The organism is Streptomyces orinoci (assembly GCF_003121295.1).
Lineage (GTDB): Bacteria > Actinomycetota > Actinomycetes > Streptomycetales > Streptomycetaceae > Streptomyces > Streptomyces orinoci.
In genome coordinates this window covers 36,545-56,294 of record NZ_PHNC01000035.1, presented here as the reverse complement: position 1 = coordinate 56,294, position 19,750 = coordinate 36,545, and the positions used below count along the sequence as shown (strand labels likewise).

The 19,750-nt window shown below is 67.7% G+C and carries 10 protein-coding genes; 3 read left to right on the top strand and 7 right to left on the bottom strand.

The annotated features are described in order from the left end of the window. From pglZ to CV755_RS31520, 4 genes are all read right to left on the bottom strand, one after another. Positions 1-2,874, bottom strand: coding sequence for a BREX-2 system phosphatase PglZ (gene pglZ, locus CV755_RS31535; protein ID WP_109284037.1), 2,874 nt, complete (start codon positions 2,872-2,874; stop codon positions 1-3). Further along, the gene (pglY, locus tag CV755_RS31530) at positions 2,871-6,785 is read right to left on the bottom strand and encodes a BREX-2 system ATPase PglY (protein ID WP_109284035.1); all 3,915 of its coding nucleotides are present in this window, start codon (positions 6,783-6,785) and stop codon (positions 2,871-2,873) included. The genes pglZ and pglY overlap by 4 nt, the downstream gene beginning before the upstream one ends. A 313-nt stretch (positions 6,786-7,098) precedes the next feature. After that, positions 7,099-7,335: a DUF7848 domain-containing protein gene (locus CV755_RS31525; protein WP_109284033.1), complete on the bottom strand. Its 237-nt coding sequence runs from the start codon at positions 7,333-7,335 to the stop codon at positions 7,099-7,101. Next, positions 7,332-7,568, bottom strand: coding sequence for a hypothetical protein (locus CV755_RS31520; protein ID WP_422070619.1), 237 nt, complete (start codon positions 7,566-7,568; stop codon positions 7,332-7,334). The genes CV755_RS31525 and CV755_RS31520 overlap by 4 nt, the downstream gene beginning before the upstream one ends. A 474-nt stretch (positions 7,569-8,042) precedes the next feature. On the opposite strand from CV755_RS31520, the gene CV755_RS31515 reads away from it, so the two are divergent. Continuing rightward, complete coding sequence (locus CV755_RS31515; RefSeq protein WP_109284030.1) at positions 8,043-8,864, top strand: helix-turn-helix domain-containing protein; 822 nt, start codon at positions 8,043-8,045, stop codon at positions 8,862-8,864. Then, positions 8,816-9,076, top strand: coding sequence for a DUF397 domain-containing protein (locus CV755_RS36830; RefSeq protein ID WP_338323726.1), 261 nt, complete (start codon positions 8,816-8,818; stop codon positions 9,074-9,076). Before CV755_RS31515 ends, CV755_RS36830 begins: the two co-directional genes overlap by 49 nt. 99 nt (positions 9,077-9,175) lie before the next feature. Here the strand turns inward: CV755_RS36830 and pglX are convergent, their stop codons facing one another. Both pglX and pglW read right to left on the bottom strand, forming a co-directional pair. Continuing rightward, positions 9,176-12,805 carry a BREX-2 system adenine-specific DNA-methyltransferase PglX gene (gene pglX / locus CV755_RS31505; RefSeq protein ID WP_109284023.1) on the bottom strand — a complete coding sequence of 1,210 codons (3,630 nt, stop codon included), beginning with the start codon at positions 12,803-12,805 and terminating at the stop codon, positions 9,176-9,178. Then, positions 12,777-17,501: a BREX system serine/threonine kinase PglW gene (gene pglW, locus CV755_RS31500; RefSeq protein WP_109284020.1), complete on the bottom strand. Its 4,725-nt coding sequence runs from the start codon at positions 17,499-17,501 to the stop codon at positions 12,777-12,779. Before pglW ends, pglX begins: the two co-directional genes overlap by 29 nt. 301 nt (positions 17,502-17,802) lie before the next feature. Here pglW and CV755_RS31495 point away from each other — a divergent pair, with 301 nt between their 5' ends. Further along, the gene (locus tag CV755_RS31495) at positions 17,803-18,849 is read left to right on the top strand and encodes a beta family protein (protein ID WP_109284018.1); all 1,047 of its coding nucleotides are present in this window, start codon (positions 17,803-17,805) and stop codon (positions 18,847-18,849) included. Between the two features lie 61 nt (positions 18,850-18,910). On the opposite strand, the gene CV755_RS31490 is transcribed toward CV755_RS31495, so the two are convergent. Continuing rightward, entirely contained in the window at positions 18,911-19,570 is a 660-nt protein-coding gene (locus CV755_RS31490) for a hypothetical protein (protein WP_241561520.1), read from the bottom strand. Positions 19,571-19,750: the final 180 nt, after the last annotated feature.

Genomic DNA, 19,750 nt, shown 5'->3' with positions numbered 1-19,750 from the left:
TCACAGTCCGAACTGCAGCCGTAGCAGGCTGCCGTGCAGACGGAGAGTCCGCCCGTCCGGCAGCGTCTCCAGGACCTGGACCCCGTCGTAGTTGAGGAGTTGACGCAGGACGGCGGCGAATCCGTCGGCCCGGCTGGGCGGGTAGCCGACACGTTGCGCCAAGGCCGTCACCGGCAGCGTGCCCCCCACCGCCAGGAGAGCGCGCACGGCCTTCTCCACCTTGTCCATGGGAGGCTTGCGGGCGAGCAGGCCGACCTGATCCTGGAATGCCTCCGAGGCGAAGAGCCCGGCCACCAAGGATTGGTCCGGGGAGACGGACACCGCTTCGGGTGCGCCCACCGGCACCTCGGTGTCGTCGAACAACGGGGTGCTGGTCTTGGCCAGTTCGGCCTGTGCCCTCGTCGGCTTATGCCGATTCGGCTTCCGTGCCGGGATAGCCGGCTCGGCGCGCAGCGTCGCGGGACGGGGGGTGTGCCCGTCCAGGAACCACCAGGTTGGCCGCTGGTCGCCCAGCTCGCGCCACTCCTTGGGCGGTGTTGCGCCGAAGGGGAGGAAGGCGAGGACCGGGATGGCGAACTCGGCCAGGGCTGCACCACCGTGGTAGCCGGCCTTGCGCGCGGTGTAGTGGGAGTCGGCATCCCACAGCGCGACGATCGCGCCGCCGGGCTCGGGGGAGACCACGCGCGGACCGGAGAGCACGACCTCGGCATCGCCAAGGGTCCCGCCCGGTGCGCGATGGCGGGCCGACTCGGCAGTGGCGGACTCGACCCTGGCCCCATGCCGGTCCACCACATGACCGTGGTCGCTGGTGATCAGGACGGCCATGCCCTCAGCGGCGGCGATGCGCAGCAGCTCGAGGAGAGCCGGGATGTGGTTGGCCTGCCAGGCCCCGTCGCCGAGTTTCTGCTCGTGGCCGAGCCGGTCGTCAACGCCATTGAGGACGACCGCCACATGGGTGCGCCCGTCGGCGAGCGCCTCGGTGAGGGAGGGGCCGAAGGTGTCCCCGGTGCCCTCGCCCCGGAGGTCGTCTTTGTGAAAGACGGCAGCGGGTGACCCACCCCAGAACCCATGGGCAGGGAAGAGACGCTTTTCGTCCGCCTGCGACCCGGCCATGAGCCTGCCCGCGAAAAGGGAGGTACGGGAGACCGCCGTCACTGTCGGCAGGGCGGCCGCCATGGCCCGGCGGCGCGGCGCATCCTCCGGCAAGGGGTCGAACTCGGCCCAGGAGGCGCGGAGTTCTTCGGCCAGCTCGCTGGCGATGGCCCCGCTCATGCCGTCGATGATGAGCAGCAGCACGCGCTGCTCGGCGTCGCCCCGCACCACCGGCTTGATGATTCGCTCGAGGAAGGTCTCCACGGTCAGCATCGACTTGGGCGGCGTACCGGCGGCGGTCCAGACCGCCAAAGCGCGGGCGAACTCCCCGTCGATCGCGCGTCGGCGGGATCGGATCCGGGCGCCGAGCGCGTCGTAAGCGGACTTGAGCATGGGGTCAGGGTCGCCCCCGGCCTCGACGTGCTCGAGGGCCCAGTCGACCCATGCGGTCTCGTGGATATGGCGGTCGATGGCCTCCGCCACATGCCCGCACTCGGCGGATGGTTCGCCGGTCAGCCACTGCGCGAGGCGCAGCGCCATGCGCGCCCGGTCGATGCGTGCCCGCGCGTGGGGCTCGTCGGCACGCTTGTGCGTGGTCAGGGCGTGGACGGCAGCGGCACTGGCATCGAGCCGGCCCGCCACAAGGGCCCGGCCCACGGCCGTGAAACCGGCTTCCAGGCCGGCTGGGAGCACCGGGCTGGCCTCGGCGGCCGACTCCGCGCCGAACTGGCGCACCAGCGCCGCCGCCCGTTCCAGCACCGTCTCGCCGATCCGGCGTGCCTCGCGGGCCTCGTCCGCCTCGCCGCGAGTGTCGCGCGCCGCGACGATGAGCAGCGTGGAGACGTACTCCTCCGCCGCTTGCCCGAAGGCCGAGGCCAGCGCGTCGAGTTGGTCACCCGTCTCCGGCGGCTGCTCCCCGAACCAGCGCTCGGCACGCCCCCTGGCCCGGTAGGTGGCGGCATCCGGCTCGGCATGGAGCCAGAGCGCCCCGCAGACCAGGCCGAATGCGACCGCTTCCGTGCCGTGCTCGGCGTTGACCAGGGCGAGCAGCGCCCGTCCGGCGAGCTCTGCCTGGTCCTGTTCACCGAGGAAGGAGGAGAGGCCGAGGCGCTCCGGAGCGCGTAGCGCGAGGAACCGCTCGGGGCCACCGGGGCTCAGGGACCAGCCGAGCAGGGTCTGGATGTCGAGGCTGTCCCCGACGGCGCTGCGAGCCAGCCGATCCAACTCGGTGCCGTAACGGCCGAGCCGCAACCGGCGCAGCGCCAGTGCGGAGAGGGCGGCGCGCCGCGAGAGCATCCCGCCCGCCAGCCGTGGCCAGCCACCCGGCGGGGTGGCGTCCAGGAGTGCTTCCGCAGCCCAGTTCACGTCCTTGAGCCGGGGGTCGACCTGCTGTGCACCGAACGCCTCGCGGACGACGTCCCAGCCGTCCACCGCCTGGATGCGCTTCTTGTGGGCGCGGGCCAGGATCGCCGGGTCGAGCTCGTGCTCCTCCCGGTCGGTCAGGACGACGAGGACAGCCGGCCCGGTCGCCCTCTCCGCCAGGTGGTCCAGGAGCAACTCGTGGACGGCGAGCGGGGAGAGCGCGGCCGCGATGCGGGCGGTCCGCCCTTCCCCCCACTCGGGTTCGGCCGGCCCGTCCCACTGCGGCGCGGATCGCAGCAGTACGGCTCTGCGCTTCCCGTCGCCGCTCAGGGATTCGGCGAGCGAGCTCTGCGAGGACAGGTACTGGGTGACGGTCGCGAGGTTCAGCCGCACCGCGACGGTCGTTGCTGTGGTGGTCATGCGTCGATCACCCGCCAGGTGATCTCTATGGTGGCTGCGGGGTCCCGGGAAGCCAACTCGGCTATGTCGGCCTGCAGTTCTGCAGCGGCACGGGCCGCGGTAGTACGTCCACCACCGGACCGGCGGAGCTGGCGAGGAATCGGGACCTTCGCCGGGGATGGTTCTTCGGGAACGGGCGGATGACTGGTCGCGGTGCTGAGCGATACGTCCCCGGCACTCGGGGGAGCGGGAGCCGGTGCGGGCGGCGGCGTGGTGGCGGCCCGGTTGCGCTTCATCAGCGCCAGCACCTCGCGCTGTGTCCGCGCCAGGGCGTCTCGCAGATCGTTGGTCCGCTGGTCGCTCCGGGCCACGTTGCGCAGCGACTCCAGCAGCGCCTCGCCCTCCGGGCCCTCCGCCGGAGCCAGCTCCAGGGTGCTCCAGGATGCCGCATCCAGCGCCTGGGCCACGGGCCGCGCCTGCGTGATGGAGGTGCCGAAGCGGTCGGCGCTGACCATGCCCAGATCGAAGGAGGCGAGTGCCTCCACGGTCTTCTTCGCCCCGGCGGCACCCTGGCCGGAAGCCTGGGTGAGCGCCTTCAACAGCTCAACGGCCCGCCGGGCAAGGGCAAGCCGCCCCTCCTCGTCGGTCTCGTCGAGCAGCAGGAACCCAGCACGCTCCTCCAACTGCCGCACGAGGTCGGCGGCGGGCTCCTGGAAAGCGCGTGCCTGCTCGGTGATCTGCCGGGCGAACTGGTGGACCATGCGTCCGCGGCGCAGCGCCGGCGCCTTCTGCCCGAAGATGGTCTCGAAGCGCTGCCGGGCCGTCTCCCAGTCGGACTCGGTGGGCAGCGGCTGACTGCGCAGTGCGTCATGGTCCTTGATCTGGGACAGCTCCGGGGGCGGGTCGAGCGGCACGCCGCCCCGCACCCACACCCGGTCGTCCATCTCTGCGAAGGACGCCACGACGAGTTTGTCGAGGAAGTCGGGCAGGCCGCGCGGTTCGGGTCGGTCGATCCAGTCGGTGAGGGTGATCAGGGTGAGATCACCGGTGCTGCCCTTCTCCCGGGCGAGCTGCCGGAAGTGGTCGGCCCAGTAGAGGGAGAGCTCGAAGTACGCTTCCTTCTGCTGCCCGAGCCGCAGCGGCCCGGCCAGCCGTTGCATCAACGCACGGTCGCCGGCCGGGACTTCGGTACGCCTGTCCCGCGCCTCCGCAGCGGCCCGGATGTGTGGAAACACCTTGCGGGCATCGGCCGCGGTGACGGGCTTCTTCTCCTTGTGCTCCGGGTCGAAGTCCGGGTGTCCCGGGTACTGGGCGGCAAGCAGCTTGCCCGCGATGTGCTGGACGGCCTCCCGCAGGGGCTGGCCGAAGGAGAGGGTGAGCCCGTCGACCTCGTGCAGCGACTCCAGGTGGTCGCTGAAGTCGAGTTGTACATCGGTCGCCTTCTTGTCGGCGAGTCCATAGGCCTGCTTGAACGCGGCCTTGATGTTCTTGAGCAGGGCCTCGCGTTGGGTCTCCAGCAGCCCCTTGGCACGGGCCCGGTTGTCCGCGCTGAGGTGGCCTGCGTACTGGCTGTTGAAGCGGTGCTCGTCGGCGAGAGCCTTGTCGATGACGACCAGCCGCCGGAAGTCGGCGTACCGCTGAGCGGAGAGGTGGGTCGGCAGCCAGGCGACCGTACGCGACCGCTCGCCCTGCTGCTTCTCCTGCAGCCGCCGGAACCGCCCCGCGTGCTCGGCGGGGCCGTATTCGCGCTCGTCGTACGGCAGGTCGACCACGATCCGCCAGCGGCCCTCCTGCGCGGGCGTCAGGTCGTAGTCGGGCAGCTCGTCCTCGTCGGCGATGTTGGCGAAGACCACCTCCACGCTGCGCTGCGTGCCACGCCAGACAAAGGTGAGTTCGCTCATCAACTGACCCTGGTCGATGCCCAGTTCCTCGGCCAGTATGCGCTTGGCGAGCGCGAGCCGGTTGCCAGGGTTGTCGTTGACGTTGGCATTGGCGATGACGGAATCGACGTCCACACCGGTCAGTTCGAGGCGGACGCCCGGATTGGCGTCGGTGCCGGTCTCCTTGATCTCGGGGAAGCGGCCCGCCCACTCGGCGATCTTGTTCTTGAGGATGCCGTACTCGCGCCCGGGGATGGGGGCGACCACCGAACCGTAGTTGAGAGCGGAGAGCCGCCGGATGGTGAGGTTGGCGAGAGCGGGCACGCTCGGCGCCAGCGCGGAGAGGAGCAGGGTGCCGACGATGCGGTTGTCGCCGACGAATCCCTTCACGCGGGTCCGCAGATCCTGGTCGGTGATGCTCTCCGGGCGGAGCGTGTACTGCTCGACGTCCTCCTCCGAGAGGTTGTACTCACCGAGCAGGTACGGGCGGAGCTTGGTCCGGTAGAGCTTGTCGGCCGCCTCGAAGACCACCTTCAGACTGTCGGTGAACGGTTTGTCGCCCCCGGACGCGATCAACGGATAGAGGTCGCCGACCGGGATCAGGTCGCCCAGGCGCAGTTCATGGCGGTGGACGGAGAGCAGCTGCCCCATCAGCTTCATACCGGTCCGGTTGCGCTGAAGGGCCGAGGAGACATGGACCAGGGTGTCCATGAAGGCGGGGGAGAAGGGATAGGTGAGCCGGAAGCTCTCCTCGTCCGCACCGATGCCGTCGGCGCCCCGGTCGGAGCCGAGCAGGGTGTCCCACACCTCCTGCCGGACCTTGCGGGTCTCCTCGAACTTGGCCCTGATGAGCGCGGCCGCTTCGGGGCTCTTGGGCTGGAGAAGACGGGCATGGGCGACCTGAGGGAGGTTGCGGTCCTCCAGCGTGATCTTGTCGAAGCGGCCCGATGCCTGGTTGAGGGTGTCCTGGATGGCCGACTCGGCCGCGCCGGAGAGTTCCTCGCCGACGAGCTCCCGCAGATCGCGCTGGCGGGCGATGAACGAGACGATGGGGATGGCCCGGCGTGCGTCGGCTCCCTCAACAAAGTTGGTGATCTTCCCGGCCTCGCGGCCCACGAACTTCTGGTCGTGGATGAGGGTGGCCAGCCACAGAATCAGCTCGTCGAGGAAGAGGATCAGCCCGTCGTAGCCGAGGGACTTGGCGTGCGCGGCGATGACCGAGAGGCCGGCGTCGAGGGAGATGAACCCGTGCTCGTTCTCGCCGGCGCGCTGCGCGAAGCCGGGGAGGAGATTGGTGCTGGCATCGCTCACCAGCCGCGCGCGCAACTCCTCGGGGGTGGAGGGGCTGCGCACGTTGAGCGCCCGCCCTTCCTCGTGCATCTCGGGTGCGGCGAGCGCGGTCTCGAGCAGCGCCGGCGTCCAGGCGAAGGGCTCACCCCACTCGTCGTCCTCGTCCTCGGCGTCGGAGCCGGTGCCGGTGGCTGCGGTGAGCCCGTTGATGACGGCGTCATCTCCCATGCGGTCCCGCATGGCCTGAATGTCGGCGAAGAGCGCATCCGTCCGGTACACCTGCGGAGTTGACGCTTCCGGGTGCAGCTTCTTGACGTGCGTGACGTAGCTGCCGAGGACGCGCTGCTCCAACGCCTTGGCACCGAGCATGTGGTAGGGCACGAGCAGGAACTTCTTGCCGTCGGTGCCGAGCCACTCGTGCTTGGTGAGGAGCGGGTCGAAGTCGCGCCGGCCGCGCGCGGCCGGGCTGCCGCTGAGCAACGCGTGCAGGACGGCCATGAAGTGGGACTTACCGGAACCGAACGAGCCATGGAGATAGGCCGCCTTGGAGGTGTGCCCGTCGAGCGCCGCCTTGATCAGCCCAAGCGCCTCGTCGAAGTTCTCCAGCAGCCGCTCGGTGACGACGTAGTCCTTGAGAGCATGCTCGGCCCCTTCAGGGGTCGTTGCCTCGGAGAGCTGGAGGACGTAGTCGGAGGTGGAGATCGACTCCTTGATGGTGATGACATCGCGGAGCAGTGGCGGCTGCTGGGCCTGGGGCGGCATTAGGGCTCTCGTCTCTCCTGTACCGGGCGGGGCAGTTGGTGCGCGGCTTGGGGTGCGCGTTGGCTCGCCGTCGCACTGATCCATTGTGCCGGTCAGGGAGTCAATCGGCCCTGGTTAAGCGCTTTTTGGCCACGGTGGCCGGTACGAGTTGCCCGGTCCGGGAAGAGGCGGTCGATCTCGCTGCTGGGCGGCAGGCTGGGCGCGAACGCACCTTTGGTGCAGAGTGAGTCGGAAGCTCCCCCAGCAAGGCAGGGGCCTGCTGCGGCCGCACCTGTCATGGAGGCGGCCGGAGCAGGAGGATGCGGGGACGCGGTCAGTTCAGGGGGGCGGCTCGCCAGAAGCGGGTGACGGTCTCGCGGTGGCCAGTGTGGGAGGGGTTACGTCCGGAGTGCTGGAACGCCCAGTCGCGGGCACCCTCGAACTCTTCGGTCGCCTCGGAGGCGGCGCTGCAGGTGGTGCATGCCAGCACGTGAAGGATCTCCGGGGCCTCGGGTGCGGCCTCGGGCCCGATGACCCAGGTGGCGTACCTGAGGATGGTGTGAGCGCTCAACCTCCCCACCGCCTTGCGCAGTTTGCCGCCTGCACCTTGGCGTTGAGCCGTTCCCGGTCGGTTGCGGGCCGTACGTCGCCGGGGCGTGCGTCCCACTCCAGCCCGCCTCGGGGCGGGCGGAGCTGGAGGGTCTTCGTGGTGGGGTCGTAGTCCATCACCTGGCCGATCACGTCCCGGACGGTGTCCACGACGAACGAGCCCGTCTTGGGCAGCGCGTTGCGGTTGGCGCTCAACGGTGCGCCTCCCCGCTGTGCGGCTGGCGGTGCCGGATGTCGATCCCGTGGGCGGTGACCCAGAGCATGTATTCGGGGTTCCGGCCGTTGTCCATCGGCCAGTCAGGGAGGCGCGGAGCCCGCAGCGTCAGAGGCGGGTACGGGCACGGGGCGGTTACCTGCGTTGTACCAGCCGTGGTGCGGGTGTTGGGGCCGGTGCCGGAGCCGTCCGGCCGGGGGACTGCTCTCGCCCAAGCAAGTAGCCGAGAGATAAGGTCATGCATTGCTGGCGCTCCTATTCAGCGTTGGCCGCGCCCCCGGACCGGCTGCACGGTTGCGGGGGTTTGCGCGCGGCATGTTGGTCGCCTGTCGAAGGCGGGTTGCTGATGCCGCCTGCGCTCTGTGATCAGACGGTTACCACTATTGAGCTGAGGGGCATACCCTCGCCAGAGGGGGCCTGTACACAACTGGCAGATGGCGACGGGCGGTTGTTCGATGACCGAGCGGGAGCAAGACGAGCGGCCGACGGCACGATGTGTGCTCGGGGCGATGATCCAGCACCTTCGGAAGCGTGAGGGCTTGTCGCTGCGAGACCTCGCTGAGGAAACGCGCTACGGACACAGCTACATCCATAGGGTGGAGATCGGCAGCCAACTACCGTCCGATGCTTTGATCACGGCCCTGGATCAGCGATTCGACATGGGCGGAACGCTGATCGAGTTTCTCGAGATGGCCCATGAAGAATCAGTCCAGGATTACGGCCGCAAGGCCGCCGCAAGGGAAGGGCAAGCCGAGCGCATTCAGGTCTTCACGAGCAGCACCATTCCAGCGCTGTTGCAGACCGAGGAATATGCATGCGCACTACTACGCACAGCCTGCCCCAAGGCGCCAAGGGATCACTTTGCGGCAGCCGTGGCCAACCGGATGGCCCGTAAGCAGGTCTTCAACCGCGAAGAGCGTCCACCGTACTGGGCGATCACGGATGAGGCGGCACTGAAGCGACCAGTCGGTGGAAAAGTGACGATGTCCGAGCAATTGGCTCACATCTTGAAAGTTGCCGAGGACCCTGACGTCACTGTTCAGGTGCTGCCATTTGAGCGCGGAGAGTACTGGATGCTCGGGGGAAGCTTGACGCTCCTCACGGCGCCCAACGGCTCGACGCTTGCTTACGTCGAATCGTTCGGATCTGGTGAGTTGGTAGAGTCGCCGAAACGGGTTGTGGAGCTCTCGCAGCGATTCGACATGGTGCGTGGGTTGGCGCTACCAGAGTGCGACTCGCTGAAGCTCATTCGCAAGTACCTGGAGGAATACCAGTGATCGAGATACCCGGTCTGGGCGCGGTTCGGTGGCGGAAGTCAAGTTACAGTGGCTTGGAAAATGACTGTCTTGAAGTTGCCGATGGAGTGCCCGGTATCGTGCCCGTCCGTGACAGCAAGTATCCCAAGGTGTCTGTTGTTGCCCTTGATGCTGATGTTTGGGCAGAGTTCGTGGCTGGAGTCAAGACCGGGAGCCTCCGGGCTTCCGCTTGATATCAGCAACACGGTGAAGTACCCCGGTCCGGATGCACGGACCGGGGTCTCGCATACCTGATCAACTGCTCACGAGAGCCGCCAACGGGCCAGGACCGACTAATTTTTCGTAGCTCGCCGACCACGGGTGGCGGTGACTGGTCGCCAGGTGCGAAGGTCGTCGTCGGTGAGACCGTGCTCGCCCTGCACCATTTGTCGGTCGCCCCGGAAGAACGCGGCCGGGGAGGCGCCGAAGGTCGCGTCGAACTCGTTGTGCCACTGGTCCAGCCAGGGCTGGAGTTCCAGCAAGCCGGCGAGGAACGGCGTCAACTCCTCGGTGTTCAACGCCTCGTGGGAAGCGATGTACGCATCGATGGCGTACGCCTGCTCCCGGTGGTCCCAGCCGGCCCAGCCGTATAGGTCGGGCGTGGCCGCGTTGCTCTGGCCGTAGGAGATGAACCGCTCCTTGGGCACGTCCAGCTTGCCGCGCGCTCGCCAGTAGGAGGGGCGCAGGAAGTCGGCGGAGGTGTACTTCGGCGGTACGGGGATCTTGTCGCGAATCTTCCGCTTGGCTTCCTCGTCCGGCGCTGCGTCTTCCTGCCGTTGGAGGTCCCAGACGTGCTCCCAGTCCGCGCGCTTCTTGAGGCCGGATGGCTTGTAGCGGAGAGCAGCGAGGAACGGCACGTGTTCGTCCGTCATCAACTCGGCTACAACGGCTGGCAGTTCCTTGCGGGGCGCGTAGATTTTGGCGACGGAAACGAAGTCCTCGTCACGGGAGAGTGTGTCGGTGAGCCGCGAGAACGTGACGATGGTGGGCATCCCGTTCTCGTCAAACCAGTGCTCGCGCTTCTCGATCCGGTCGAGCAGCCAGGAGCGGAGTGCCTTTTCTTGGAGGGCATCCCAGCCTTCGGTAGCCCAACGACGCTTGTACTCAGGTCGCTCGATCATGCCGATGGCTCGGCTCGACTCAATGGCGTCGATTCGTCGTTGGACGACTGCACGGTAGGCAGTTGGCCACCGGGATGGGACCTCGGTGATCGGTGTGTGGCAGTGATGTGAGAACCACTTAGTGGCTACTTCACCGCGTTCAATTTTGCGAGCTAGAACGATCTCGAAGGCCCGTTCGCCAGGGGAAATCTCCGGAATGTCAACAGAATTGGCATCCTCGTCGATCCTTAGATCTTCGGGGTAAAGGTCGTAGATTGAATAGACCAGCCAGTCCAGCTCCTCTTGAAGTGCGATCATGCGTGCGCGGGTAGAACCCCAGAGTGCTCGCGCCTCGCGGAGAGAGGTGCCTGTAGGAGTGCCTTCGGCCACTAGAGCGGAAGGACTGGTAGCAGTGAGCTGCTGGGCGAGGACCTCCAAGGCGGTGGCGAGGGCTGTCGGATACGTGGCTGGAAGTGGGAATTCTTGAAGCTTTGTACCTGTGAATTCGTAGTTCCACGACCATGGCTGGTCGGGCATACCGCTGGATGCTGTGGCATTGCCCTTGCTGTGGCTGACTTGCTTGAGCCAGAAGCAGGCAGTGGAGCTGTTGAGTACTCCAAGCAGCCGGAGGTGCTCCTTTTCAGTCGCTCCTCCCCTCAGCTTGATCACCGGTGCTGATCGGTTGAACACATGACCGCCCCGATCCAACGCGAAGTGGTTATGCGTGGCCACGAAAGCGAACGTGATCGACAGCGGGGTCCGGTACGCGGACGAGGTGAACTGCATGTAGTCCCACCAACGAAGACCTGCGTTGGCCATGTTCCCTTGAAAAGTGCGCCGCACCTCAAGCAAGCGTCGTAGAGGCCAAAGTTCGACTTCCAGATCGCCTGGCTGGAGTTCCTCGGCGTAAGGGAGCCAGATCGCTTCCTCTGGCCGGGCATCCCAGTCGCGAACTACGTCCCCGACCATGACAGGGCGAAGTCCTGCGCGATCTGCACGCGTTTGGTATGTGCTGCGCAGTGGGCGGATATACGCCTCGTCAGCTCCTGCACGGATAGCGCGTCCGATGGGCTTCTCAATTGCCGATTTCATGGACTGTGCGCTGGCTTTAGCGATCTGTTCAACCATTTCAAGACCGCCGTCGGCGAGAATCCATGGCTGTCGTTTGAAGAAACGCTCACGTTCGAGATCGTCGACCGATACCCATTGGCTGAGTGTGCCCGGCTTGTCGATTTGTTCCTCGATCGCCTTCCAGACCAGGCCAGCCGCACCATTTTCTGGGGAAGAAGGCTCGCCTTGAACGCTCCTCACGGTGCGGACTGTCGCTGAGCGGGCCTTCCCCTCTCGTGGTCTGCCGATCAGGATCGCCGTCGGTGTCCCATGCCCAGGGATGTACGCGCCAGATGTGTCGATAACCTCGGTAAGTTCTGCTCGGTGACGGAAGAAGCTCTCGATCAGGCTGGTCCCGAACTCCCGCTTCATGAAAGAGTTGGCGGTGATCTGTCCAACCATCCCGTAGCCGCGGCCATCGCCACCTCCGACCCGAGCAAGTTCGAAGAACCGTTGAGTGAAAGGAACCGACAGTGCGTACGTTCCCTCGCATGCATCGTAAAGGCGTCGATAGAGCTCGTTGAGCTTCTTGTCCTTCACAGTGATATAAGGGGGGTTCCCCACCACTACGTGGTACCCCCTCGGTTTCAAAATCTCATGGTGCTCGTGCAGATCCTCCGTCGCGTACGAGAACTCCGCCTGAACATCCGCCTCGTCCGTGGTGAGTTCCAGCTCCACCTGCCCTGTTGTGCCTCGAATACCGATCTCCGTCTGGCGCTCCTTGAGCAGTAGTGAGTCCCCCACGGCCAAGTGCATCGGCCACTCGTACTTGTTGGCCTCCGCCAATGTCCGCACGTTCGCTGCCGCCATCGCGGCCATCAGCAGCCGGAACCGTGCGATAGCCACCGCGAACGGGTTGAGGTCCACTCCATGCACCGAATCCAGCGCAGCCGCCACCCGCTCGTGCACATCCTTCCCCGGCTGGCCCTCCGCCCACAGCCTTACCAGCCGCCTGAACGCACCCAGCACGAAGTGCCCCGACCCGCACGTGGGGTCGATCATCTTCAAGCCCTCGTAGCCGAACTCCCGCACCGCCGGGTCCATCGTCCTGTCGAGGATGAACTCCTCAACAAACTCCGGCGTTTGGAGCAGCGCGTACGTCTTCCGGGCCGCCTCGCTCAGGTCCTGGTAGAGGTCACCCAGGAACCGCGTGTCCCAGCCCTCCGTGCCGTCCTCGTTCAGCGGATCTCTGAAGTCGTGAACGAGCACCCCCGCCTCGTCCCGCTCGCGCCAGAACGACACCAACTCCCGTGCACCATCATGCGAAAGCGGAATCTGGTACAGCGGGTTGTGCCTGCGGTCGAACAGCAACCTCCCCGCCTGGCCGGCACCGAGCTCGGCAAAGGCCCGCTCCAGCCAACCCCGGTACGTGGGATCGAGGTCCTCCTCGACATACGCCTCGTACCGCGCCAGCGCCAGGTCCCGGCGGTCGTCCTCCGGGGCCGTCAAGTACGGCTCGGGAATGATGGAGTTGTCCTCGCAGAACCGGACGAACACCGTTCCCAGCACCCAGGCCACGGCGACCTGCGTGACGCGCTCCTCCAGCCAGGAGTTCCAGGTCGCCGCCGTGCGGCCGAGTTCACGTGCTCGCTCGTACTCGGCGCGGAGGCGGTCGCCGACCTCCTTGACCGCCTTCACCTGCCTCGCAAGATCCGCCTCGGCCGCTTTGACCTGCTGCTTCAGATCATTCAACAGAGCCTTGCGGTCGATCACTTGCGGTCTCCCTCAACTCACTCGTGTCTTCGGTTAACTGAGCAGCGCCAACGCCAGCGCTACGCGCACGCGCGCCCGCCCGGTGCTCGTTGTTCACCCATGTGTCAGGTAGCTGGATCCACTCACCCAGCCCCGCCTGGAACGCCACTGCGACCTGGCCCAGCTTCGGCTCGCGCGCCGGGTCGCCCTGGGGGACGAGCAGCCACAGTCCGCGCCCACCGCGCCGGGCGACCTCCGCCAGCCGGTCCAGGACGCCCATCGCGTCGTACCGCGCGAACGCCGCCGCCTCCGTCAGGAGTACCGGGCCCGCCGCCGCGTCGCCGCCCTCCAACAGGGCGCGCACGCACGACTCAACGGCTCCCCAAGCCGTCCGTGTGTACTCCGCGAACTTCAAGGCGCCCCGCGAACCCGGTTCCGCCACATCCGCCTTGAGGAGCGTCTCCCAGGTCGGCTTGGTTCCCGGCGGGACCAGCGCGTGCAGGGCCTCCAGAAACAGCTGCGTCACCGAGACGACCTCGGCGCCCATCCGCCCCAGCCCCGACTCCCGCACCGCATTCCACGCATGCCCCTGCCGTACGGTCAGGACGCGGTAGCCGTCCCGCCGGGCCGAGGCCGCCAGCTGCTCCTCCGCGCGCACCGCGCCGGCGAGCATCGGATCGTCCGAGTAGCGCGTCACGGCGCCCACGTCGGTGGCCTGGCGCCAGACGGCTGTCGTCAGGTAGCTGGTCGCGTCGTCGAGACGCTTGGGCAGATAGCGCGGTTCGGTCGTGCCCTCGCGGGTGGACAGGACGAGGTCGAAGCCTGCCTCCCGTAGCGCCTTGGTGAGCGGAGGGCCCGTCGGCAGATCATGCGTCGGGTTGCCCTTGCCGTCCGTCACGATCAGCTCGGGGAAGCGGGCTCGTACCCGTTCGTGGACGTCTGCCGCCGTAAGCCCAGGCTGCCGGCCCTCCGGGACGCCCGGTATGAGGCGTACGAGGCCGGCCTGGGTGAGCCGGAGCGACCGCACCAACGGAAGATTCCGCGGATAGACCTCCAGACGTGGCGTCGCCGCCGCGTTGAGCGAGGCCGCCGCCGCGAGCTCGACCATGCGGCGCTCGTCCCACTCCAGCGCGCCCGGCGGCGGGGTGAGGGCGCTCAGCTCGGCGAGGACGGTCGTCGCCGTGGGCAGGGTGTCCCGCTTGGCGAGCCGGTCGGCGGTGCGCCCCAGGCGGGCCGCGTAGTCGAGCAGGCCCGGCGCCGTCGGGGTGTCCGGGGCGTCGTTCTCCCGGACATCCAGGGCCAGCAGGCCCGCGCCCAGCGCTTCTTCCGTGGCCTTGCGGTTGGGCTGGTGCTGGAACTCCGCCTCTTCGGGGTCGAGTTGCTCCACCTCCACCACGGCCCGTACTGCTGCGAGCGCCAGCGCGCGCCGCTGTTCGCGCTCGAGGAGCTCCGTGCCGCGCCGGACGATCAGCGCATCGGCGATCTCGGCGGCGGAAGCGACCCTGCCCAGGCCCGCGAGAAGATCGAGGATTTCCTCGCGCAGGGCACGCACAACCGGATGCTTCTTCCAGCGCTTGCGCTCCTCCTTCAGCATCTGCGGGATGCGTCCGGCCGATAGACCGAGCGCCTCCGCAACATCCTTCTGCTTGGGCCAGACGGCGATGTCGGGAAGGACTCCGCGCTCGTCGGGCAGGCGCAGCAACAGCCGGACCATCTCAACCTTGTTGCGGTTGGAACCGTTGTTGTTCAACTCCGGCACGAAGACGGTGGCGAGGGTGTCCAGGCTGACGGAGCGGAGAGGCCGACCGGTGAGGCCGCCGGCGCCCTCCGTGGAGGCGAGCGTGTCGAGCACCGCCGACTCGACGGCGGTCAGCTCCGCGAGTTCCTCCTTGGCCTCGGCGCGGCCACGTGGGGTGAGGGGCGAGACGGGCGCATCGCGGAGGCGTTCGCCCCACTCGCGCTGACGGCGCTGGATCTCGGTGCGGGTCTTGGTGCCCAGGCCCGGCGCGTTGAGGAGCTTGCGGCGGCTGTAGTCGAGGAGGTCGCCGACGGTGGTGATGCCGAGGCCGTAGAGGAACGACTCGGCAGCCGGAGTGAGGCCGGCAGCGGAGAGGTGGGTCTCCCGCGTGGCGGCCAGGGCAAGTTGGTTGCGTTGCTGCTCGGCGGTGAGCGGTTCGGTGTCCGCGATGGCGGCCCGTGCGTCGGCCTGTGCGGAAGCCGGGGCCTGTGCCGTGGTTTCGGGATGGCGGGAGCGATGGCCGGACGACACGGTCTGCGTCGCGTCGAGGAAGATTCTCTTCCATGCGTCGCGCATCGGCTTCAGCTCGGGATAGCGCTGTGCGATATCCCGGTGGAGGGCCTTCCGGAAGAAGGCGACCAGACCATCACGCACCGCGGGTTCGAAGGCGTCGGCGGCGATGGTCGGGTAAGGGAAGTCCTTCTGCTCTGTCATGTGGGGCGGGACCGATCCGTCGCCCCACTTGGGCAGTTCGCGCGAAGCCATCTCGTGCAGGGTGACCGCGACTGCGTAGCGCTCGGCGTGCGAGTCGTAGGCGGTACGGGTCAGACCGCCGATGAACGGGTCGAGGTAGCCTTCCGTGCCCGCCTCGTAGTTGGTGGCTGGGTACCCGGCCAAGGAGAAGTCGATGAGGACGAGTTCACGGGTGCGGTTGGGGCGGATGCGGATCGCGATGTTATCCGGCTTGATATCGCGGTGCCAGACGCTTTCGCCCTCCAGGAAGTCGACCGCGCCGAAGAGGTAATCACCGTACGCCTCCAACTGGTCGATTTTCAGACGGCCGTGCTCTCGCAGCTGGCGGGCGACCGTCTCCTCGCGGCGGTGGTGGTGGGTGCCCGACTCGGTGCTTTCGGTTGTGTCCTCACGCTCGTCGCCCACGTACTCCAAAGCGAGGACCGTGCGACCACCGATGCGAAGCGGCTTGTCCTCCACGAGACGGATGACGCGGGAGTCCGGGCGCAGGCGGCCCAGCACCTCGGCCTCGTGGACCAGTACGTCGCCCCGGCTGTCGGAGAGCGCCACCTTGAGTACGGCCAAGGGACGTGTCTTGCGTGCCTCGGCCTCGCGGTCGCGCACCAGGAAGGCACGGCTGGTCGAGCCCGTGCCCAGTCGGCGCCGGACCTCCCAGCGACCGGCCAGCACATCGCCGGCGACAGCCTCCAGCGGATCCTTCTCCTGGGCCTCGGTCACCTCGGGGGCAGGTGTGGCAGGCGGGGCGGTGAGCGAGTCCTCGACCAGCTCCAGCATCTCGAGGAACTCGTCAACGGAGGAGAGGCGTTGCTCGGGACGGTAGGCGGTGGCCGCCTGCACCAGCTCGTCGATGTCCTCCGAGAGCCCGTCCACCAGAGAGCTGGGTCGCAGCCCCTCATCGGCCTCCAGGCGGGCCGAAAGCTCGGCCTGACTCGCGGCCGGTGGTTTGCCGGTCACCAACAGGTAGGTGAGGACGCCGAGTCCATAGACGTCCAGATACACCGGATCGGCCTTGAGAGCCGTCAGCTCGGGGGCCAGATAAGGGTCGGAGTCGTCGGCCAGATGCATCGCGGACAGCGCTGTCGGCGCAAACCGGCTCATGCCCTGCCCTGATCCATTGCCACTGCTGCGTTGGGTTGCGATCTGCCAGTCGGATATCTGGAGATGCGGGGTGAACCAGGCAGCTTCCTCACCTACGGGCTGTCCCTGCGCTCCCCGGCTGCGCGGCAGCACATGAATGGAGCGAGCCGCCAGAGCCCGGTGGTGGATGCGGTGGGAGTGGGCTGAGCGCACCGTCTCGGCCAACTGCCGTACGAGAGCGATGCGGCTGAGGATGTCAAGCTTGTGGCCGTGCTGCACCAGGTACTCGTCCAGGCGAAGCGTCTGTGGGTGGTACTCGAAGATCAAGGCCGGGCCTGCGGAGTGCCCGGAGGGGTCGTACTGCTTCAGCCGTACCGCGCCGCGGTGTTGGAAGCGTCGTAGCACCGCTGCCTCGCGGCGGGCGGCGTTTTCCACCGACTTCCTGAGTGAGGCGTCCGAACCGCGTTCGCGTAAATAGACGCGGATGCGGGCGGACTCGGGGAGCTCACTGTGCCGGGCGCGGTAGTCCGACCATGTCCGCCCGGAATCAAAGGCCTTGCGTTCCAGCAGATATGGGCCGACTTTGTACTCCGCATCGCTGCGGCGGATGCCGACGCGCTTCAGAGCCGCCTGGATCTCGCCGGAGTCGGGAGTGGTGATGCGCCGGCGCTCGTCACGCGGCGGCTGCTTCAGCATCTCGACCAGCTGGTCGACGGTGTAGACGCCGTTCTGGTCGTGGGCCGGGAGCCGGACGCGTAACCCGGCTTCGGTGAAGCAGACCGCCTCGCCGACCCACACACGCTTGCCGTTCTGGCCGAGCAACCCGGCCAGTTCTTTCGCCTTCTTGTTGACCAGGTGCAACGGGTTGCCGTGCGGGATGCGATGTCCCTGCGAGGTCGTCTGCACCCATGTGCCATTCTCGCTGGCCAGTGATCCGTGCCAACCCTTGAGCTCGATCATGCACACACCGCCTGGGGCGATGACCAGAAGGTCGACCTCCCGAACGTGCCCGCTGTGCGCGGTGAAGGAGAAGTTCGACCAGGCCCGCCAGGGGTCGGCGTCCGGCAGCTTCTCCCGGATGGCTTCCAAGCCACGGCGCTCGTGATCGAACCCGGACTCGGTGACCGTGACCCACCGGCCTTCGCGCATGCGCTTCCCCCACCCCTTCGATCTTTCGTGCTGCTCGCGCGCGTGTGCCGCCGTGGCAGCTCCGACGATCGTGATCCCCGAAGAAACCTTAGCGGCAGAGTAGGGAATTCGGGCTGTCACCTGCGAACTGAGCTGTCTGCCCTGGTCGTTCCGACCATTCGGTAGGTTCGACAGCGCAACTACGCCCCAGTAAGGCCATGTTCGTCACAGTGGCCGGATACACGGTCTTGTCGCTGGCCGGACCGCTGTTCACCCTTCCCACCAAAGGAGACGCGCGGACTGTGCCAAGGGGGGATCCGCCATGCCCGGACCGCTGTACATTCCGGTGCTTCCAGCCCGGCCGTATGCCGCGGAGGCATACCGACGGCTTTGCCCGGACGTGCAGAACGCGGTGTCGCCGGTCTGGAATCTTCCGGTCCGCGCGGGGCTGTCGCCCTGCGAGCTCGCCACCGCGTTCCGCCAGGACGTGGCCACGGTGGCCAAGGTCCAGCGTCACCGTTCCGCCTGGCTCGACGCGCCGGCTGTGGACGAGGAACAAGTGCCGTTGCTCGCACAGGTGTTGCTCAGGAGCGACGTCGGAATGCCGATGCGCCCTGTGACGGGACCAGGGCGGCTCAGCACTCAGCAGGCCATGGCGCTGGAGCTGGCGGTGCGTTCGGGTGACGGCATGGGGATCCGGGTCCGGGTGCCGGGGGAGTGGCAGGGACGGGAGGCCGGTGAGGTGCGGGAGCTGGTCGCACGAACAGGGCCCGCGGTCGCCGTGGACCTTCTGCTGGACCTGGTGGCCGTGCTCACCGACCGGCCGGAGGCCGCCAAGCAGGCGCTGCGTGCTCTGGAGTCACTTGCCCCGCTCGCATGCTGGCGGACGGTCGCCATACTCGGCGGCGGTGTCCCCCGGGTGACCCAGGACGCACTGGAGCAAGGCATGTGCGAAGTGACGCGCATGGAGTGGAGGACGTGGTGCGAGATAGCCGAGGGCCGTGGCCCCCGGAGCCCTGAGCTGAGCTATGGGGACTACGGTGTGCAGCCGGCCAACGACCTCACACGTGCGGTGCCGGCCGGCAGGGGCGGGCCGTCGTGGGGTGCGCTGCGCTACACCACCGACGACTCCTACCTTGCGGTCAAAATGGCGATGCGCGGCGAGGGACGCGTCGCCCACAACCGGGCGGCCGCAAGGAGGTTACTGCAATGTCCTGGATTCCGCGGGCCTGCCGCCGGAGCGGCTGAGACATGGCTGCGCGACTGTGGATGCGGCCAGGGCCCCCGCGGCACGGGCAACTTCCACACTTGGCTCTGGGTCGGTAATGCCCAGCATATGACGTACGTCGCCCGCAGTCTGGCTGCCTGAATCAGACGGCCGACCCCCGGTGAGGCGGCACCGGGCCACCAGTCGGACCTGGTGGACAGCCTCACTCGCAACTCCGTTGCCAGTTCCACCCGATGAACGCGTGGCGCACTTCCACATCGAAGGTGCAGGCCGGCGCCGAGTCCGCAGTGAACCGCACGGTCGAGCGGTGGGTGTTGGCGTACCAGGTACCCGTCAGATCGAAGATGCCCCGGTAGGTGAAGGCGGCGGTGGCGCGGGAGTTGGCCACGGCGCAGTCGGCGGTGCAGTCGTCGGATTTCGATGACGACCGGAGCGACCAGCCGGCGTCCCACGGTTCACGGTGCCACCCCTGGGTCGCCTCGGTGGTCAGCGAGGTGACGCGGCCGTGGTCCGTGGTCCAGGTCGAGGTGGTGTAGAGGCCGGTCAGCCGGACGCCACAGCAGTCGAAGATCTCGTTCCGGGTGTGCAGTTGGCGGACCACCGTGGGCGCGGCAGGGCCCGTACGGGCAGCCGGTGTGTACCGCACGGGGCCCGTCCGGGGAACGCAGCCAGGGCCGATCGTCACCTGCTGCTGTACGACGGCGCCGGGCGCGGGCACCGGCAGCGTGCCGGTGAGCCGGAGGCCGCCGCATGAGCGCCCGGCACCATCCGGGGCATCGGCCGGGCCGGCGATGGCGGTGCCCCCCAGGAGCGAGAGCAGCCCGACCGTCCCCATGAGCATGCCGATGAGGCGGAATCTCAAGTCCTCTGCCCCCTTCTCCCCAGGCCCTGGAACCGCGAGCATAACCGCGCCCTTGGGCGCACCGGTGGCGACCGGGCCGGAGTCGCGTGATCCCTCTCGCCTCTGAGGCCACTGGCATGACTGTCAGTCGCGCCAGATATTCTCGGACGCATCGTCAATGCGGCCCGACGGGCTTCCGCT

Excerpts from the sequence above, each read along its gene's own strand:
- pglY (WP_109284035.1), bottom strand. The coding sequence starts at position 6,785 with ATGCCGCCCCAGGCCCAGCAGCCGCCACTGCTCCGCGATGTCATCACC.
- pglW (WP_109284020.1), bottom strand. The coding sequence starts at position 17,501 with ATGCGCGAAGGCCGGTGGGTCACGGTCACCGAGTCCGGGTTCGATCAC.
- CV755_RS31515 (WP_109284030.1), top strand. The coding sequence starts at position 8,043 with ATGACCGAGCGGGAGCAAGACGAGCGGCCGACGGCACGATGTGTGCTC.
- pglZ (WP_109284037.1), bottom strand. The coding sequence starts at position 2,874 with ATGACCACCACAGCAACGACCGTCGCGGTGCGGCTGAACCTCGCGACC.
- CV755_RS31495 (WP_109284018.1), top strand. The coding sequence starts at position 17,803 with ATGCCCGGACCGCTGTACATTCCGGTGCTTCCAGCCCGGCCGTATGCC.